Source organism: Lactobacillus sp. YT155, assembly GCF_030504545.1.
GTDB lineage: Bacteria > Bacillota > Bacilli > Lactobacillales > Lactobacillaceae > BQUT01.
Genome location: NZ_JAUKWP010000003.1, coordinates 119,573 through 135,802 on the forward strand (window position 1 = coordinate 119,573; position 16,230 = coordinate 135,802).

Genomic DNA, 16,230 nt, shown 5'->3' on the forward strand with positions numbered 1-16,230 from the left:
CTGTGAAAACCTTTAATTTACTAAGTTTATAGTTGTCCAAGTCTATTAATTATATCTCTGTATGATTATTAGTATTAATATTTTATTAAAAATATTGTATTATTATAAAAATACTTATTATGAACTTATGAACCGACAATGGGAGTACAGAATATTATGAAAAATAAAAAAAGAGGTTTGACCGAAGAGGTTACACGCTTCAAAATGTACAAGGCCGGCAAAAAGTGGGTAATTGCTGGAATTACCAAGTGCAAATTTATTATTTTTTCTAAAAAAGATGAAGCTAATGTCAAAGTAAACCAAGAATCAAATGATGCACAATATCAAAAGGTTTATGATAATGAAACAGGGGATGGCATTGGCAAAAATTGGAAATTACTATCAGGGTTAGCTGCAGGACTTGGTCTTGGGGCTATTAGTCAGGTCGATAATAAAGTTGACGCTGCTAAACAACCTGCAAATGAGAAAAAAGTTAATGCGAATGCTTTAGCACAAAAAGACAGTGTCGCTATTTCTCTGAAGGGAAGTCAAAATAATTCAACTTCCATAAATGGAAATGATCAGGCTTCAGAGACCATGAAAAAAGAACAGACTATTGGGATTAATCCAACACGAATTGATATAGGTGGTTCTGGTGGTAACTACGCCAGTGTTGGAACACCCGGTGGAGACGTTAAGTTTGGATACGTCAATCCTACTACAGCGTTAGGTAGTATTTATGATGCCAAACACAATACAATTGGAAATATGGATCTTGCCATTACACAATCTGGAGATGTTTATATTTATGTCAAAACGACTGTTACTGTAGATATCTCTTTTGGATTTGCATATTTCGATAAGGCCCTAGGTGCTGATTATTCAACCGTTAAGGAATACATCGAACCAATAACTGCTGTGGCGGGAGAAGAAGTTTATGTTTATCTAAGTAAAGAGCAACTGATAGCTTTATATGAACATATAAATTCACACAACCCAGCATATCGAGATGGTCTTGGATATGTTGCAGCGTTAATCAATGGAGAACTCACTAGCGATGGTGAGTTGAATCCTAAAATGAGTGGAACAACGGCAAGATGGAATACCTTTATTAGTTCATTAAGTAGCTCAGAATCTGCCTCTGAATCAGCATCGACTTCAAAATTGAAGTCAGAGTCTGAGTCAGCATCTAAGGAAAAATCAGAATCCGAGTCTGCATCTAAGACAAAATCAGAATCAGAGTCAACTTCAAGAATTAAGTCGGAATCAGAATCTGCTTCTAAAGCTAAATCAGAGTCGGAATCTGCTTCAAAAGCTAAATCCGAATCCGAATCTGCATCTAAAACAAAATCAGAATCAGAGTCTTCATCGAAGATAAAATCAGAATCAGAGTCAGCATCTAAAGCTAAGTCCGAGTCTGAGTCGTCATCAAAATTAAAATCAGAATCCGAGTCTATGTCTAAGATTGCTTCTGAATCCGAATCTACTTCTTTATCAATAGTTAAGTCAGAGTCTGAGTCCACATCTAAGACGAAATCTGAATCGGAATCTGCATCAAAAGCTTAGTCCGAATCAGAATCCGCATCCAAGACAATATCAGAGTCCGAGTCTGCTTCCAAGGCTAAGTCCGAGTCTGAGTCGTCATCAAATCTAAAATCAGAATCCGAGTCCGCATCTAAGACGAAATCTGAATCGGAATCTGCATCAAAAGCTAAGTCCGAATCAGAATCCGCATCCAAGACAAAATCAGAGTCCGAGTCTGCTTCCAAGGCTAAGTCAGAGTCTGAGTCGTCATCAAAACTAAAATCAGACTCCGAGTCCGCATCTAAGACGAAATCTGAATCGGATTCTGCATCAAAAGATAAGTCCGAATCAGAATCCGCATCTAAGACAAAATCAGAGTCCGAGTCTGCTTCCAAGGCTAAGTCAGAGTCTGAGTCGTCATCAAATCTAAAATCAGAATCCGAGTCTGCATCTAAGACGAAATCTGAATCGGACTCTGCATCAAAAGCTAAGTCAGAGTCTGAGTCGTCATCAAAACTAAAATCAGAATCCGAGTCCGCATCTAAGACGAAATCTGAATCGGAATCTGCCTCAAAAGCTAAGTCCGAATCAGAATCCGCATCTAAGACAAAATCAGAGTCCGAGTCTGCTTCCAAGGCTAAGTCAGAGTCTGAGTCGTCATCAAAACTAAACTCAGATTCAGAGTCCTCATCTAAGACGAAATCTGAATCGGACTCTGCCTCAAAAGCTAAGTCCGAATCAGAATCCGCATCAAAAGCAAAATCAGAATCTGAATCTGCATCCAAGGCTAAGTCAGAGTCTGAGTCGTCATCAAAACTACAATCAGAATCCGAGTCCGCATCTAAGACGAAATCTGAAGCGGAATCTGCATCAAAAGCTAAGTCCGAATCAGACTCCGCATCAAAAGCAAAATCAGACTCTGAATCTGCATCCAAGGCTAAGTCAGAGTCTGTGTCGTCATCAAAACTAAAATCAGAATCAGAGTCTGCTTCAAAAACTAAATCAGAATCTGAATCAGCATCCCAGGCTAAGTCAGAGTCTGAGTCGTCATCAAAACTAAAATCAGAATCAGAGTCTGCTTCAAAAACTAAATCAGAATCTGAATCAGCATCAAAAGCAAAATCAGAATCTGAATCAGCATCCCAGGCTAAGTCAGAGTCTGAGTCGTCATCAAAACTAAAATCAGAATCAGAGTCTGCTTCAAAAACTAAATCAGAATCTGAATCAGCATCAAAAGCTAAATCAGAATCTGATTCTGCATCCAAAGCTAAGTCCGAGTCAGAATCAGCTTCTAAGACTAAGTCAGAGTCCGAATCTGCATCTAAAACTAAATCAGAATCTGAGTCGGCATCAAAAGCCAAATCTGAATCAGAGTCAGCATCTAAGACTAAATCAGAGTCCGAGTCAGCTTCAAAAACTAAATCAGAATCTGAGTCTGCATCCAAAGCTAAGTCCGAGTCAGAATCGGCTTCTAAGACTAAGTCAGAGTCCGAATCTGCAACTAAAACTAAATCAGAATCTTAGTCGGCATAAAAAGCCAAATCTGAATCAGAGTCAGCATCTAAGACTAAATCAGAGTCCGAGTCAGCTTCAAAATCTAAATCAGAATCTGAGTCTGCATCCAAAGCTAAGTCCGAGACAGAATCGGCTTCTAAGACTAAGTCAGAGTCCCAATCTGCATCTAAAACTAAATCAGAATCTGAGTCTGCATCCAAAGCTAAGTCCGAGTCAGAATCGGCATCTAAGGCTAAGTCAGAATCTGAATCTGCATCTAAAGCCAAATCAGAGTCAGAATCTGCATCTAACATGGGACAATCAGAGTCAGAGTCAGTTTCTAAAGCCAAATCAGAATCCGAGTCTGCATCTAAGACAAAATCAGAATCCGAATCAGCTTCTAAGACGAAGTCAGAATCCGAGTCAGCATCCAAAGCTAAGTCAGAATCGGAATCAGCTTCGAAAGATAAATCTGAATCTGAATCAGCATCCAAAACTAAATCAGAATCCGAATCAGCTTCTAAGACGAAGTCAGAATCCGAGTCAGCATCCAAAGCTAAGTCAGAATCGGAATCAGCTTCGAAAGATAAATCTGAATCTGAATCAGCATCCAAAACTAAATCAGAATCCGAATCAGCTTCTAAGACGAAGTCAGAATCCGAGTCAGCATCCAAAGCTAAGTCAGAATCGGAATCAGCTTCGAAAGATAAATCTGAATCTGAATCAGCATCCAAAACTAAATCAGAATCCGAATCAGCTTCTAAGACGAAGTCAGAATCCGAGTCAGCATCCAAAGCTAAGTCAGAATCGGAATCAGCTTCGAAAGATAAATCTGAATCTGAATCAGCATCCAAAACTAAATCAGAATCCGAATCAGCTTCTAAGACGAAGTCAGAATCCGAGTCAGCATCCAAAGCTAAGTCAGAATCGGAATCAGCTTCGAAAGATAAATCTGAATCTGAATCAGCATCCAAAACTAAATCAGAATCCGAATCAGCTTCTAAGACGAAGTCAGAATCCGAGTCAGCATCCAAAGCTAAGTCAGAATCGGAATCAGCTTCGAAAGATAAATCTGAATCTGAATCAGCATCCAAAACTAAATCAGAATCCGAATCAGCTTCTAAGACGAAGTCAGAATCCGAGTCAGCATCCAAAGCTAAGTCAGAATCGGAATCAGCTTCGAAAGATAAATCTGAATCTGAATCAGCATCCAAAACTAAATCAGAATCCGAATCAGCTTCTAAGACGAAGTCAGAATCCGAGTCAGCATCTAAAGCTAAGTCAGAATCCGAATCTGCATCTAAGACGAAATCTGAATCAGAATCGGCTTCTAAGGCTAAGTCAGAATCCGAATCTGCATCCAAGACAAAATCAGAGTCCGAGTCCGCTTCTAAGACTAAGTCAGAATCCGAGTCAGCATCTAAAGCTTTGTCAGAGTCCGAATCTGCATCTAAAACTAAATCAGACTCTGAGTCGGCATCAAAAGCCAAATCTGAATCAGAGTCAGCATCTAAGACTAAATCAGAGTCCGAATCAGCTTCTAAGACTAAGTCAGAATCCGAGTCAGCATCTAATACTAAATCAGAATCCGAATCAGCATCTAAGACTAAATCAGAGTCCGAATCAGCTTCTAAGACTAAGTCAGAATCAGAATCGGCATCTAAGACTAAGTCCGAATCGGAATCTGCATCTAAAGCCAAATCAGAATCTGAGTCTGCATCCAAAGCTAAGTCCGAATCGGAATCAGCTTCTAAGATGAAGTCAGAATCGGAATCAGCTTCTAAGACAAAATCAGAATCCGAGTCTGCATCTAAGACAAAATCAGAATCCGAGTCTGCATCTAAGACAAAATCAGAATCCGAGTCTGCATCTAAGACTAAGTCAGAATCCGAATCTGCATCTAAAGCCAAATCAGAATCAGAGTCAGCCTCAAAAGCTAAATCAGAATCAGAATCTGCATCAAAAGCTAAATCAGAATCAGAGTCAGCATCTAACATGGGACAATCTGAATCAGAATCGGCATCTAAGGCGAAGTCAGAATCCGAGTCCTCATCTAAGACTAAATCAGAATCCGAATCTGCATCAAAAGCTAAATCAGAATCAGAGTCAGCTTCTAAGATGAAGTCAGAATCTGAATCCGCATCAAAAGCTAAATCAGAATCTGAGTCGGCATCAAAAGCTAAGTCCGAATCTGAATCAGCATCTAAGACAAAATCAGAGTCCGAGTCAGCTTCTAAGACTAAGTCCGAATCTGAGTCCGCTTCTAAAGCCAAATCAGAATCAGAGTCAGCATCTAAGACTAAATCTGAATCAGAATCAACTTCTAAAATGAAGTCAGAATCCGAATCTACATCTAAAACTAAGTCCGAATCTGAATCAGCATCTAAGGCAAAATCAGAATCCGAATCGGCATCAAAAACTAAGTCCGAGTCAGAGTCAGCATCTAAGACGAAGTCAGAATCAGAATCCGCATCTAAGACGAAATCAGAGTCCGAATCTGCATCTAAAACTAAATCTGAATCAGAGTCGGTATCAAAAGCCAAATCTGAATCAGAGTCGGTATCAAAAGCCAAATCTGAATCCGAATCAGCATCAAAAGCTAAATCCGAATCTGAATCTGCTTCGAGAGAAAGACTACAGTCTGAAGCTCCAATCGAATCAACAGTAGCAGATCCTGTGGTTGAACATCGTTCCGAAACTCGTCTTCCACAAACAGGATCAGATGATAATACTGCAGCGCAATCAGTTGGAATTGGTCTACTTGGACTAACCGCAGCTGCTGCAGCATATCGTCGCAAACGTAAGAAGGACGAATCCAACGAATAGGTTTCTACAGATTAACCTTAAAATCCATATTTGATTTGAAACATCTTGTATGGATTTTTTGTGTATTGTCAACAAGAAAGGGGGAGAATATTTTAATGGGTCACAAAAAGATTCTAAAACGAATTAATAAACTAGCTCCAATAATGGCAAAAATGACTGATTCAGAGTTACAAGCTCAAGTTGCTATTATTCGTGGAATGCTCGCTAACAACGAAGATGAGAATCAAATTCTTGCTACAGCTTTTGCTCTGGTCCGAGAAGCCGACAAGCGAATTATTGGATTATTTCCAAATGATGAACAAGTTCTAGGAGCCATCACGATCTATTACGGTGATATTGCTGAATTAAAAACCGGTGAAGGAAAAACTCTGGTGGCGACCATGCCCTTATTCCTACGAGCTCTTAGGACAAACGGAGTATTTCTCGTTACGACTAATGAGTATTTAGCTCATCGTGACTACTTAAAAAACCATAAATTGTTTGAATGGTTAGGACTGACAGTTTCTGATGGAGTAGCTGATAATGATGAAGAATTTCTCCATAGTGAAGTTAAAAAGAAAGTCTATGAAGCCGACATTATCTACACTTCAAATTCAGCCTTAGGCTTTGATTTCTTAATTGATGGACTAGCAGCAAACGAAAAAGGACAATTTCTTTGCGAATTGAATTACGCGATTTTGGATGAAGTTGACTCAATTCTTTTAGATCAAGCACAAACACCACTGTTAATTTCAGGAGCACCAACGATTCAATCTAACTATTTCATTATCTGTAATTCGTTTGTTCTTACATTAGAAGAAGATATCGATTACGAATATGACGAAGAGAAGCGCAGTGTCTGGCTAACTGAGCGTGGAATTGAAAATGCAAAAGATTATTTCTCAGTTCCTGAAATAATGAATATAGAGCACTTTGAATTATTTCAACATATTGTCTTAGCTCTAAAGGCGAATTTTGTTCTTAAAAAAGATCGTGACTATATAGTAGATGGCAATGAGATTAAACTTCTTGATTACAAGAACGGTCGTATTATGAAAGGAATGAATCTTCAAGCTGGCCTCCAGCAGGCTGTTGAAGCTTTTGAGAATCTTCCTATTACAGCAGAAACTCAGACGATATCATCGGTTACTTATCAGAATTTATTCAGAAGTTTTAAAAAACTTTCCGGAATGACGGGAACTGCCAATACTAATAAGAGTGAGTTTATCGAAACTTACAACATGACCGTTAAAAAAATAAAGACTCATAAAAAAGATATTCGAAAAGATTATAAACCCGAACGCTATGTGACTTTTGATGCCAAGATGGAAGCTTCGTTAAAGAAAGTTCTTGAGTTACATAAAGTTGGACGGCCGGTGTTACTAATCACTGGTTCGGTTGATATTTCGGAATTATATTCAATGCATTTACTGAACTTAGGAATTCCTCATAATGTCTTGAATGCCAAGAATAGTGCTAAAGAAGCAATGATAATTAAAGAAGCCGGGCGAAAAGGTTCGTTAACCGTGGCAACGGCTATGGCTGGTCGAGGGACAGACATTGTTGTCGATTCTGAAGCAGTTGAATTAGGTGGCTTGGCAGTAGTGATTGGTGAATTAATGTCGAGCTTAAGAATTGAGCTTCAAGCAAAAGGAAGAAGTGGCCGACAAGGGCTACCAGGGGATACCTATACTTATGAATCATTAGAAGATGATGTAATCAAAGCGAATGTCCAAGAAAACATTCAAAAATACTATGATCGACATAAGAACAAAACAGATAAAATTCGTTCATTTAAAATTAACCGAGAATTTTCGAATGCTCAATCAAAATCTGAAGACAATAGTTATTCCGCTCGTTTTAACAATTTACAATACGATGAAGTTCAACGATTGCAAAAAGGATTTATCGATGAAATTCGCAGTACAATTTTGAAAATCAATGAAGTAAGTAAATTAGAAAGAATTTTTATTTCGATTGCTAAAGATACTATCAATGAAAATTTTCAAACTAAGCAGCAAATTTCTCGAGCTGAATTGAAACGCTATATTTTTGACAGAGTTGATTATAACTTCAAGGAAAATATGTTTGAGAATCAGCCGGAAATGTTCACTTCGAAACAAGCAATTGAATTTCTAATGAAATTATTAGGTGAGAATTTACAAAATCGTAAGAGTGAATTAGATGATGAAGAAGCTTTTATTGAATATATAAAAATAGCTATGTTAAAAGCAATTGATGATTGTTGGAGTGGTCAAGTAGATTCCTTAAATCAATTACGAATGGTTGTTGCACAAAGAGCTTCAGCCCAACGTGATCCAGTTTTAGAGTATGAAAATGAAGCACGGCAATCGTATGAATTATATCGAGATATTTGTCAAAGAAATATCTTAAAAAATGTTGCATTGAGTCTGTTTGAAATTCATAAAGGAGAGTTAATAGTTACTTTTCCTTAGACTATTAATAAATTCAAAAACCATGGAAAAATATATTACTAATCTGTACGGACATGACGTCAACAGTACAGCTATGAATGCACAACATCTAGTTTCAGATATTGGTAAAAAAGAAGGATATCGGGAGTTAGCCATCCCTTCATTTCGAACAGCTGATGATACTGACATTGAAATCGAAAAAAGAGTCGACGGTATTTTGACTCCCTTATGGCCTGAAAATTTGGTAGTGGCTCAGATGCCAACCTGGAACGGAATAGCCTTTGATGAAGTCTTTTTAACTCGACTTAGTGAACGTGTGGATAAGCTAGTTGTTTTTATTCATGACTTCGTGCCCTTAATGTTCGAGAACAATTATTATCTGATGGAACGCTATCTAGCGGCCTATAATAGGGCTCAATTGGTAATAGTTCCTACTGAAAAGATGGCGCAAAAATTAGTATCTGAAGGGCTAACGACACCTTATATCATTCAAGGAATCTGGGATCATTTGACTCCGTTAGTTCAACTAGGTAAGCCAGAATTTGAACGTCGTCTGAATTTTGCTGGTAATATTAATCGTTTTCCGTTTGTTAATGAGTGGGATAAAGAGATTCAACTGGATATTTTTAGTGATCCAGTTGGAAATGACGGAATTATTTTGGACACTGAAGTTCGCAAGATGAAGGGATTTATGCGTGATGATTTACTACTTCACGAATTGAATAAGGGTGGTTTTGGACTTGTTTGGAGTGAAGATATTGAAAACCAAGCCGAACGTGAATATTCCACTATGAATGTTTCGTTTAAATTCAGTGCCTATCTGGCGGCCGGAATACCGCTTATTGTTAATGAAGGACTGGGTAAACAAGCATTTGTTGAGAAGAATCAAATTGGTTATGTCGCAAAAACTTTGGATGATGCGGTTAATTACGTAAAAAATATCTCGGAAACTGAGTATGAGCAGTTAGTTCTAAACGTCAGCCAGGTATCTTGGTTAGTTCAAGATGGATTCTTTACTAGGAAACTCTTAGTTGAAATTGAAGAATACTTACTTTTGAAACATTAAAGGGGGAACTATGAAAAAATTTATTACTAATTTGTATGGACACAGTTATTTCAGTACTGCCAAGAATGCCCAACAAATGGTTACTAAAAGTGCTCTAGAACAAGGCTATATCGAATTAGCTGTTCCAACATATGGGACAGCTGATGATAGTGAAACTGAATTGAGTAAGCGAATTGATGCAATCCTAGCTCGAGTAGAAAGAGACGATTTACTTATTCTACAAACCCCAACTTGGAACCAATTTGAGTTTGAAGAAGCCTTCATTGACCAGGTATTAAAACGAGAAATACATTTGGTTGTTTTTATTCAAGATTTAATTCCTTTAATGTTTGAGAACAATTATTATTTGATGCCTCGTTTTGTTGAAGCATATAACAAGGCTGAATTAGTAATTGTTCCTTCGGAAAAAATGGGTAATAAATTAATAGCAGAAGGCCTAAAAGTTCCTTACGTAGTTCAAGGAATCTGGGATCACTTAACCAAGACCGATGATTATTCAAAACCTTATTTCCTGAAAGAAATTAATTTTGTTGGTAATTTCATTCGGTTTCCGTTTTCAATAACTTGGAACAAAGACATCCCTTTGAATGTCTATTGTCGACCAACAGGACCCAATGAGGAAACAGTTGAAAGTACAAATCACATGAATGTGAAAGGCTACTTGGAAGATGAATTACTATTACATGAACTTAATAGAGGCGGATTTGGCCTTGTCTGGAGTGAAGACATTGAAAATCAAGCCGAAAGAGAATACTCAACTATGAATGCTTCATTTAAGTTTAGTACTTATTTAGCAGCTGGAATTCCAATTATTGTTAACAAGGGATTGAATAAAGAAAACTTTGTAAAAAAATATGGAATTGGTTATGTTGCTGAATCTCTTGATGAAGTTGCAAAAATTGTAACCGAGGCAACTGAACCAGAATATGAGGTGTTGGTACAAAACGTGAAGAATATCTCACAGTTAGTTAGAGAGGGCTTCTTTACTAAGAAACTATTACTTGAGGTTGAAGAACGAATACTATTAGAACACTAAAGGGATGATAATATGACAATTTATAATCTTAATATTGGTATTGGTTGGGCAAGTAGTGGTGTTGAATATGCTCAAGCATATCGAAGTAATATTTTTAAGAAAAATAAGCAAAAGGCAAAGTTTATTTTCACTGATTTATTTGATGAAAATCTCGAACCAATGACCAAGAACATTGGTTTTGATGATGAGGAAATCATTTGGATGTATCAGTTCTTTACTGATGTCAAAATTAGTCCAACTACCTTTACATATAGTGATTTAGAAGCAACCTTTGGAACCGAACCTGAAGAAATAAAAGATGAAGGTTATGGGAAATACTATAGCTTTGACAACAATAAAACAGTTATTAAAGCTTTTCATGATACCCACTGCGGCCCAGATGCTGTTCATCTGGTTCATACCTATGTAAATGGTGATTTAATTCAAAAGGATAACTATACCTACGTTAAAACATTCTCTGAGTACTATAAGCCTAATGAAAATAGCGATAATCTCTATCAACGTCGTTTCTTTAACGAGAATGGTTCGGTTGCCTATGATGAACTATTAAATGGTGAACAGAGTTTGTATATTTTTGAAGATCGGACAATTTACTCCAAAGAAGCATTGTCAGAGTACTTTTTAAGATCATTAGGAATGAATGAGAATGACATTTTGATTATGGATCGTTCAACTGACAATGGACCGTCAATTATTAAAACCAAGGACTATACACGAGTTAAAGTTGGCGTAGTGGTACACGCAGAACATTTCAATGAGCCAATTACCACTGAAGATCATATCCTTTGGAATAATTTTTATGAATACCAATTTGAAAATGCAGATAGTATCGACTTCTTCATTACAGCAACAGAATTACAAAAACAACTTATCGAAGAGCAATTTGTTAAATATCACAAAGGTAATATCAAAATTTATGCAATTCCGGTTGGAAGTATTGATAAATTAACGGTTGGAAATAACCGCCAGAAGCACTCATTAATAACTGCTTCACGTTTGGCAGGCGAAAAACATGTTGATTGGTTAGTCGAAGCTGTTATTAAAGCACATGAACAAATTAATGACCTTAGTCTGGATATCTATGGACTTGGTTCACAGATGATGAAATTACAACAAATGATTGAAGCAGCTAATGCCGGTAGTTATATCAGAGTCATGGGACACCGGGATTTAACCGATATATATTGCGAATACGATGGTTATATTTCGGGATCAACAAGTGAAGGTTTTGGACTAACTTTACTGGAAGCTGTTGGTTCAGGTCTACCTTTGATTGGCTTAGATGTTAAGTACGGTAATCAAACATTTATTGATGATGGTGAGAATGGTTATTTACTTGAATACTACAAAAATGACACCCCGCAAAACATTCAAGATTTAGCAGATGCCATAGTCAAGATGATGTCTGATGATGAAAAAATGGAACAAATGCGACAGCATTCTTATGAAATTGCAAAAGATTATCTTACGCAAAGAGTTCAAGAGAAATGGATTCAATTAGAAAAGGAGCAAGTCAATGATTAACTTATTTGATAAATATGACGCGAAATCATCTGATTTGAAGAATTCTTTGGAAGCTGCGGGGATAAAAAATACAACGGTAATTCTTAATGATGATGGTTTCTTATTTGATGGAGCTACATCACCAATTGCTTTTTTCACTGGGATGTACGATGTTCAGGAAAAAACACCACCAAAGTTTTTCAATGAAGTACCTACACCTAATTATTGGGAGATTCGTGGCAGTTCTCAAAGTGGTGAGATATTTGAAGGGTACAAAAAACGTGCTGAGATAGTTTATTCCGATCGTGACGAAGACTATCGAATTATTAAAGAGGTTAAATGGTTCAATGATTTGGATCGAATTCGACAAGTTGATTATTACAATAAATACGGAAATCTCTTTGCGAAGAAGACCTTCAGTGATGGGGAAGTTACATTAACGACTTTCCTTAATCTAGAGAAGCAAGAAGTAATCTTGATGAATCATATTACTAAGTCGATTCAAGTGACCTATGAAGACAAGAATTACATCTTTGATTCATATATTGATTTTGTGATTTTTTACTTCAAGTGTGCAGAATTTAACCTTAATTCTATTTATTATAATTCGCTAGCCGATCCGTTCTTCATTGTGGATGCCTTGGAGAAATTTCAAGATAGCAACAGCACTTCTCACGTACTATTTTGGCAGGAAGAATCACAAGAAATGCCGGGAAATATGCGCTCAATTATTGACAGTGATAGTTCAATAACCAAAAAGATTGTTGTTCAGGATAGAGATGAATTTGTAAGACTACAAAATCAAACAGACGATCAAAATATCTTGAACTATCTGGGATTCATTTATCAATACAATGAGAACACTGATATGAGTAAATCAGCATATATTCTGACTAATTCTGATAATGTTGAACGTCTTCAAGAGATAGTCAATGGGTTGCCTGATTGGAAGATATATGTAGCAGCTTTAACAGAAATGTCAGACAAATTAATGGCATTCGAAAGATATAACAATGTAGTACTTGAACCTTCGACGACAATCGAAGATGTTCATCAGAGATGTGAGGAATGTTCATTCTATCTAGATATTAATCACAATAATGAAGTGTTAAATATCGTTCGGCGAGAATTTGATTCCAATAAACTGATTTTCGCCTTTGATAATACCATCCACAATCGTTTATTTATTAATGAAGACAACGTAATTAATCATGAGTCACCAGAACTATTAATTCACAGACTAGAAGCTGCTTCAAGAGATTATGCGACCTACAAGCAAGAGCTTACCAAACAAAGAGATTCAATCGGTCAAGCAACCGTTGCAGAATATAGAAGGATTTTGATATGACAAAGAAAAACCCAATTGAAGAAGAGATAGCAAAAAAAACCGAAAAAGTTCATACAGAAACTAATTTAATTAACAAAAAAACCAAGCGAAATAGCTTGGCAATTATTACTTCGGTATTACTTTTCTCAGGAATTATGGCGAGTCTTATTCTGATAATAATTAATATTCTTTCAAAATAAGTCACAAACGAGAGTAGTTAAATTATGAATTTAAAAAGAATGTATCAAAAAATGGCATATAAAAAAGCGTTATTCACTTTATCAATAACGGCTATTTATATTGTGGGAACAACCATTACTCTTCCTGGCGTGAATGTTCAACCATTGCTGGCATTAATGGCTAAGAATCCCAACGCTTCGTTTGCTTTGCAAATGGCAGGGATGTCAATTGACAGACTGTCACTTTTTTCTATTGGGATTGGTCCTTGGATGTCGGCATTGATTCTTTGGCGTGTATTGACAGCAATTAAGCTTCCAAGAATTCAGAATTTGACAATTAAACAAGCTTATCAAGCAAAATTCATTGCTGCCATGATTTTTGGGGCAATTCAAGGAGCAGGTTTGATATTACAAGCTAATATGAATAATGACTCTAGTCAGCGTTTTTTCTTATTACTGTTGATTTTGGAAGCCGGTGTCGCATTACTAATCTGGTTAGGAAACATGAATCTTGTTTATGGAGTTGGTGGGTCGACAATTATTGTCATGGCAGCTATGTCACGAGGATTTATTCAAAGAATCAAGACAGAAGTGACGTTTTTGAATTTCAAAGATACCAAAACAATTCTAATTGCAGTTGGTGTGATTATTGGAGTGATCATTTTCTCGGTTTTCACTTTAATCTTTATCAACGGACAACTTAGATTACCAGTCATGAGGGTCTTGTTGGACAACCGATATGAGACGAAGTCATATTTTCCCATTCCTGTTAATCCAGCGGGGGGAATGGCATTTATGTACGCATTTACAATTATTGCTTTGCCACAATACATAATTAATATTATTCAGGTTTATCATCCCGAGCTGAAGTTCTTGAATACAATCGATAAATCTCTATCGCAAGATAATATTGTAGGAGTTTCATTCTTAATTGTTATGGTTATTCTTTTAAGTTTTGCCTTTGCTTACGTCAATGTTGATACCGAACAAGCAGCCGAGAATATGAAAAAAAGTGGCGATTATTTTCCTAATGTCTATCCCGGGAAGAATACTGAGAAATACTTGTCTGATAAGTTGTTAAGATTGGCATTTGTGGGAGCACTTTATAGTGCAGCAGTTATGGGATTACCACTGTTAATAGGAATTGCCTATCAACCGATTCAACAATGGACGTTTATTATTACGATGTGGAGCATGTGGCTTATCTTAATTCAACAAGTACTGATTCAATTTTCTTCTCTATATCGACGAGGAATTTATAGTGATTTTGTAAAAATAAAAGATAAGAGAGGCAGCTAATGATTACTTTTATTCCGGCTTGGAATGAGAACAGTATCCAAGAAGTTTCCGCAGATGATTTAATCAGTCAAATAAAAGCTTTTATGCATAGTGATGACCCTTATCAACTGTTGATAAGTAATTACATGCCGTCCTTGAGATATTTCTTACATCGTTATGAAATTCTTGAGAGCAATTATTGGAATGCCTTTGACGTCTTACAACAGGCAACTGATTTTGAACAGAAAAGAGTTGAACTAAAGGATGTTTTTCTTGAAGACGATCTTTATTTCATTAGTTCTCCTTTTGAAATATTGGCTCGACGAAACGGCAAGACAATTACCGAGATTAGAATTGCCGATGCTGGACCAATTTCGAGTGTCACTTATCGAAACGATGAAGAAGAAATTCAATATGTCGATATTTATGATGATCGAGGGTTTATTTCGTCTCGTGAAATTTACCAAAATGGAACAAAACTTTATACAAGTTACTTTGACGTGTTTGGAGATTGGGTGATACAAGAACAAGCCGCAGATAACTCAGTTAAGGTTAATCCGATTAACAACAAGTTGTTATCAAAACTAGAATATAACAATATCAAAGAAATCGAATTTGAATTATTGGATTATAAGTTAAAACAAACTCCGCTAGATAATTCGGTCGTGCTTGCTATGAATGAGTTTAACCTTGAATACTTGAAGAACTCTGCTTTCAAGTCAAGAATAACTGCATCTTTTTTCAATAATCGGCTAGCTTTTAATAATGAAAATAAAGAAAATCTGAGTGAAGTTTTGCCTCAAATTAACGCCAGTATTGTTGATTCCGATAAGAACTTTGAACATTTAAGTGAATTAGTTTCTGAATCTAATTCAATCTTCAAAATCAGTCCCTATGATACAAGGTTTGACTTTGGAATCAGTCAAGAAATGAAGGAAGAGATTATTTTTCTTGATACGAGAAACCTCAATTCAACCGATACTTATGACGTAATTAATGAGATTTTGCAATACATCTTCAAGAGTATGAAAAAAACGGGTGATGAAAAAGAAGACCGCCAGATTAATTTAACTATTCGTGGAAATCAAGAAGATGAACAAGAATTAAAAACCATGGTGGACAAGATTGTTAATAAAATTGCTCCTAATATGTTGGAATTACTAAATTTAATAAATGAAGCTGAAAAGAGTGAGAATCCTGTTGATAAGAGATTTGCACTCAAAAAAGATCCAAGAGTAATTCTTTTTACTGAAGTAATGAATGGTATCACTTTCGAAACCATTGATACTGATCACGAATTAATGAAAAGTTTGAATAAAGCACGAATTATTGTTGATTTGGCAGAGACACCGGATTTATTTACGCAGATTGCAGCGATTAGTACGGGAATTCCTCAAATTAATCGAGTAGAGACCGAATATGTTGAACTGAATAAAAATGGTGTTGTGATTTCAGACATTTCCGATTTAAAAAAAGAATTAAGGCACTACTTAGACCAATTGAAGTATTGGCAAGAAGCACGGGCTTATTCAGCACAGAAAATATTGAAGTATTCAGGTGAAGCGTTAAAGAATTATTTGTTGGAAATAACAGGAGAATAAGGT

Annotated in this window: 12 protein-coding genes; 10 read left to right on the forward strand and 2 right to left on the reverse strand. The window is 36.4% G+C overall.

The window, feature by feature from the left end; translation table 11 throughout:
• Positions 1-156: 156 nt before the first annotated feature.
• A complete protein-coding gene (locus Q2T76_RS04685; protein ID WP_302084367.1) occupies positions 157-1,545 on the forward strand; it encodes a KxYKxGKxW signal peptide domain-containing protein in 1,389 nt (462 codons plus the stop codon).
• On the opposite strand, the gene Q2T76_RS04690 is transcribed toward Q2T76_RS04685, so the two are convergent.
• Entirely contained in the window at positions 1,542-2,948 is a 1,407-nt protein-coding gene (locus Q2T76_RS04690; protein WP_302084368.1) for a hypothetical protein, read from the reverse strand. The genes Q2T76_RS04685 and Q2T76_RS04690 overlap by 4 nt on opposite strands.
• Positions 2,949-3,023: 75 nt before the next feature.
• Positions 3,024-5,270 carry a hypothetical protein gene (locus tag Q2T76_RS04695; RefSeq protein WP_367881610.1) on the reverse strand — a complete coding sequence of 749 codons (2,247 nt, stop codon included), beginning with the start codon at positions 5,268-5,270 and terminating at the stop codon, positions 3,024-3,026.
• Positions 5,271-5,325: 55 nt separating this feature from the next.
• Here Q2T76_RS04695 and Q2T76_RS07920 point away from each other — a divergent pair, with 55 nt between their 5' ends.
• The 9 genes from Q2T76_RS07920 to asp1 all read left to right on the forward strand — a co-directional run bounded on the left by Q2T76_RS07920 (position 5,326) and on the right by asp1 (position 16,227).
• Positions 5,326-5,823, forward strand: coding sequence for an LPXTG cell wall anchor domain-containing protein (locus tag Q2T76_RS07920; RefSeq protein ID WP_367881611.1), 498 nt, complete (start codon positions 5,326-5,328; stop codon positions 5,821-5,823).
• Positions 5,824-5,918: 95 nt separating this feature from the next.
• A complete protein-coding gene (gene secA / locus Q2T76_RS04700; protein ID WP_302084370.1) occupies positions 5,919-8,258 on the forward strand; it encodes a preprotein translocase subunit SecA in 2,340 nt (779 codons plus the stop codon).
• Positions 8,259-8,280: 22 nt separating this feature from the next.
• Complete coding sequence (locus Q2T76_RS04705; RefSeq protein WP_302084371.1) at positions 8,281-9,303, forward strand: beta-1,6-galactofuranosyltransferase; 1,023 nt, start codon at positions 8,281-8,283, stop codon at positions 9,301-9,303.
• Positions 9,304-9,313: 10 nt separating this feature from the next.
• Positions 9,314-10,339 carry a sugar transferase gene (locus Q2T76_RS04710; protein WP_302084372.1) on the forward strand — a complete coding sequence of 342 codons (1,026 nt, stop codon included), beginning with the start codon at positions 9,314-9,316 and terminating at the stop codon, positions 10,337-10,339.
• A 12-nt stretch (positions 10,340-10,351) separates the two neighbouring features.
• Positions 10,352-11,863, forward strand: a complete 1,512-nt coding sequence (gene gtfA / locus Q2T76_RS04715) for an accessory Sec system glycosyltransferase GtfA (protein ID WP_302084373.1) — start codon at positions 10,352-10,354, stop codon at positions 11,861-11,863.
• Complete coding sequence (gene gtfB / locus Q2T76_RS04720) at positions 11,856-13,190, forward strand: accessory Sec system glycosylation chaperone GtfB (RefSeq protein ID WP_302084374.1); 1,335 nt, start codon at positions 11,856-11,858, stop codon at positions 13,188-13,190. The genes gtfA and gtfB overlap by 8 nt, the downstream gene beginning before the upstream one ends.
• On the forward strand, positions 13,187-13,369 hold the full coding sequence (locus tag Q2T76_RS04725; RefSeq protein WP_302084375.1) for a hypothetical protein: 183 nt from the start codon (positions 13,187-13,189) through the stop codon (positions 13,367-13,369). The genes gtfB and Q2T76_RS04725 overlap by 4 nt, the downstream gene beginning before the upstream one ends.
• 24 nt (positions 13,370-13,393) lie before the next feature.
• Complete coding sequence (secY2, locus tag Q2T76_RS04730; protein WP_302084376.1) at positions 13,394-14,647, forward strand: accessory Sec system protein translocase subunit SecY2; 1,254 nt, start codon at positions 13,394-13,396, stop codon at positions 14,645-14,647.
• The gene (asp1, locus tag Q2T76_RS04735) at positions 14,647-16,227 is read left to right on the forward strand and encodes an accessory Sec system protein Asp1 (protein ID WP_302084377.1); all 1,581 of its coding nucleotides are present in this window, start codon (positions 14,647-14,649) and stop codon (positions 16,225-16,227) included. Before secY2 ends, asp1 begins: the two co-directional genes overlap by 1 nt.
• Positions 16,228-16,230 lie beyond the last annotated feature (3 nt).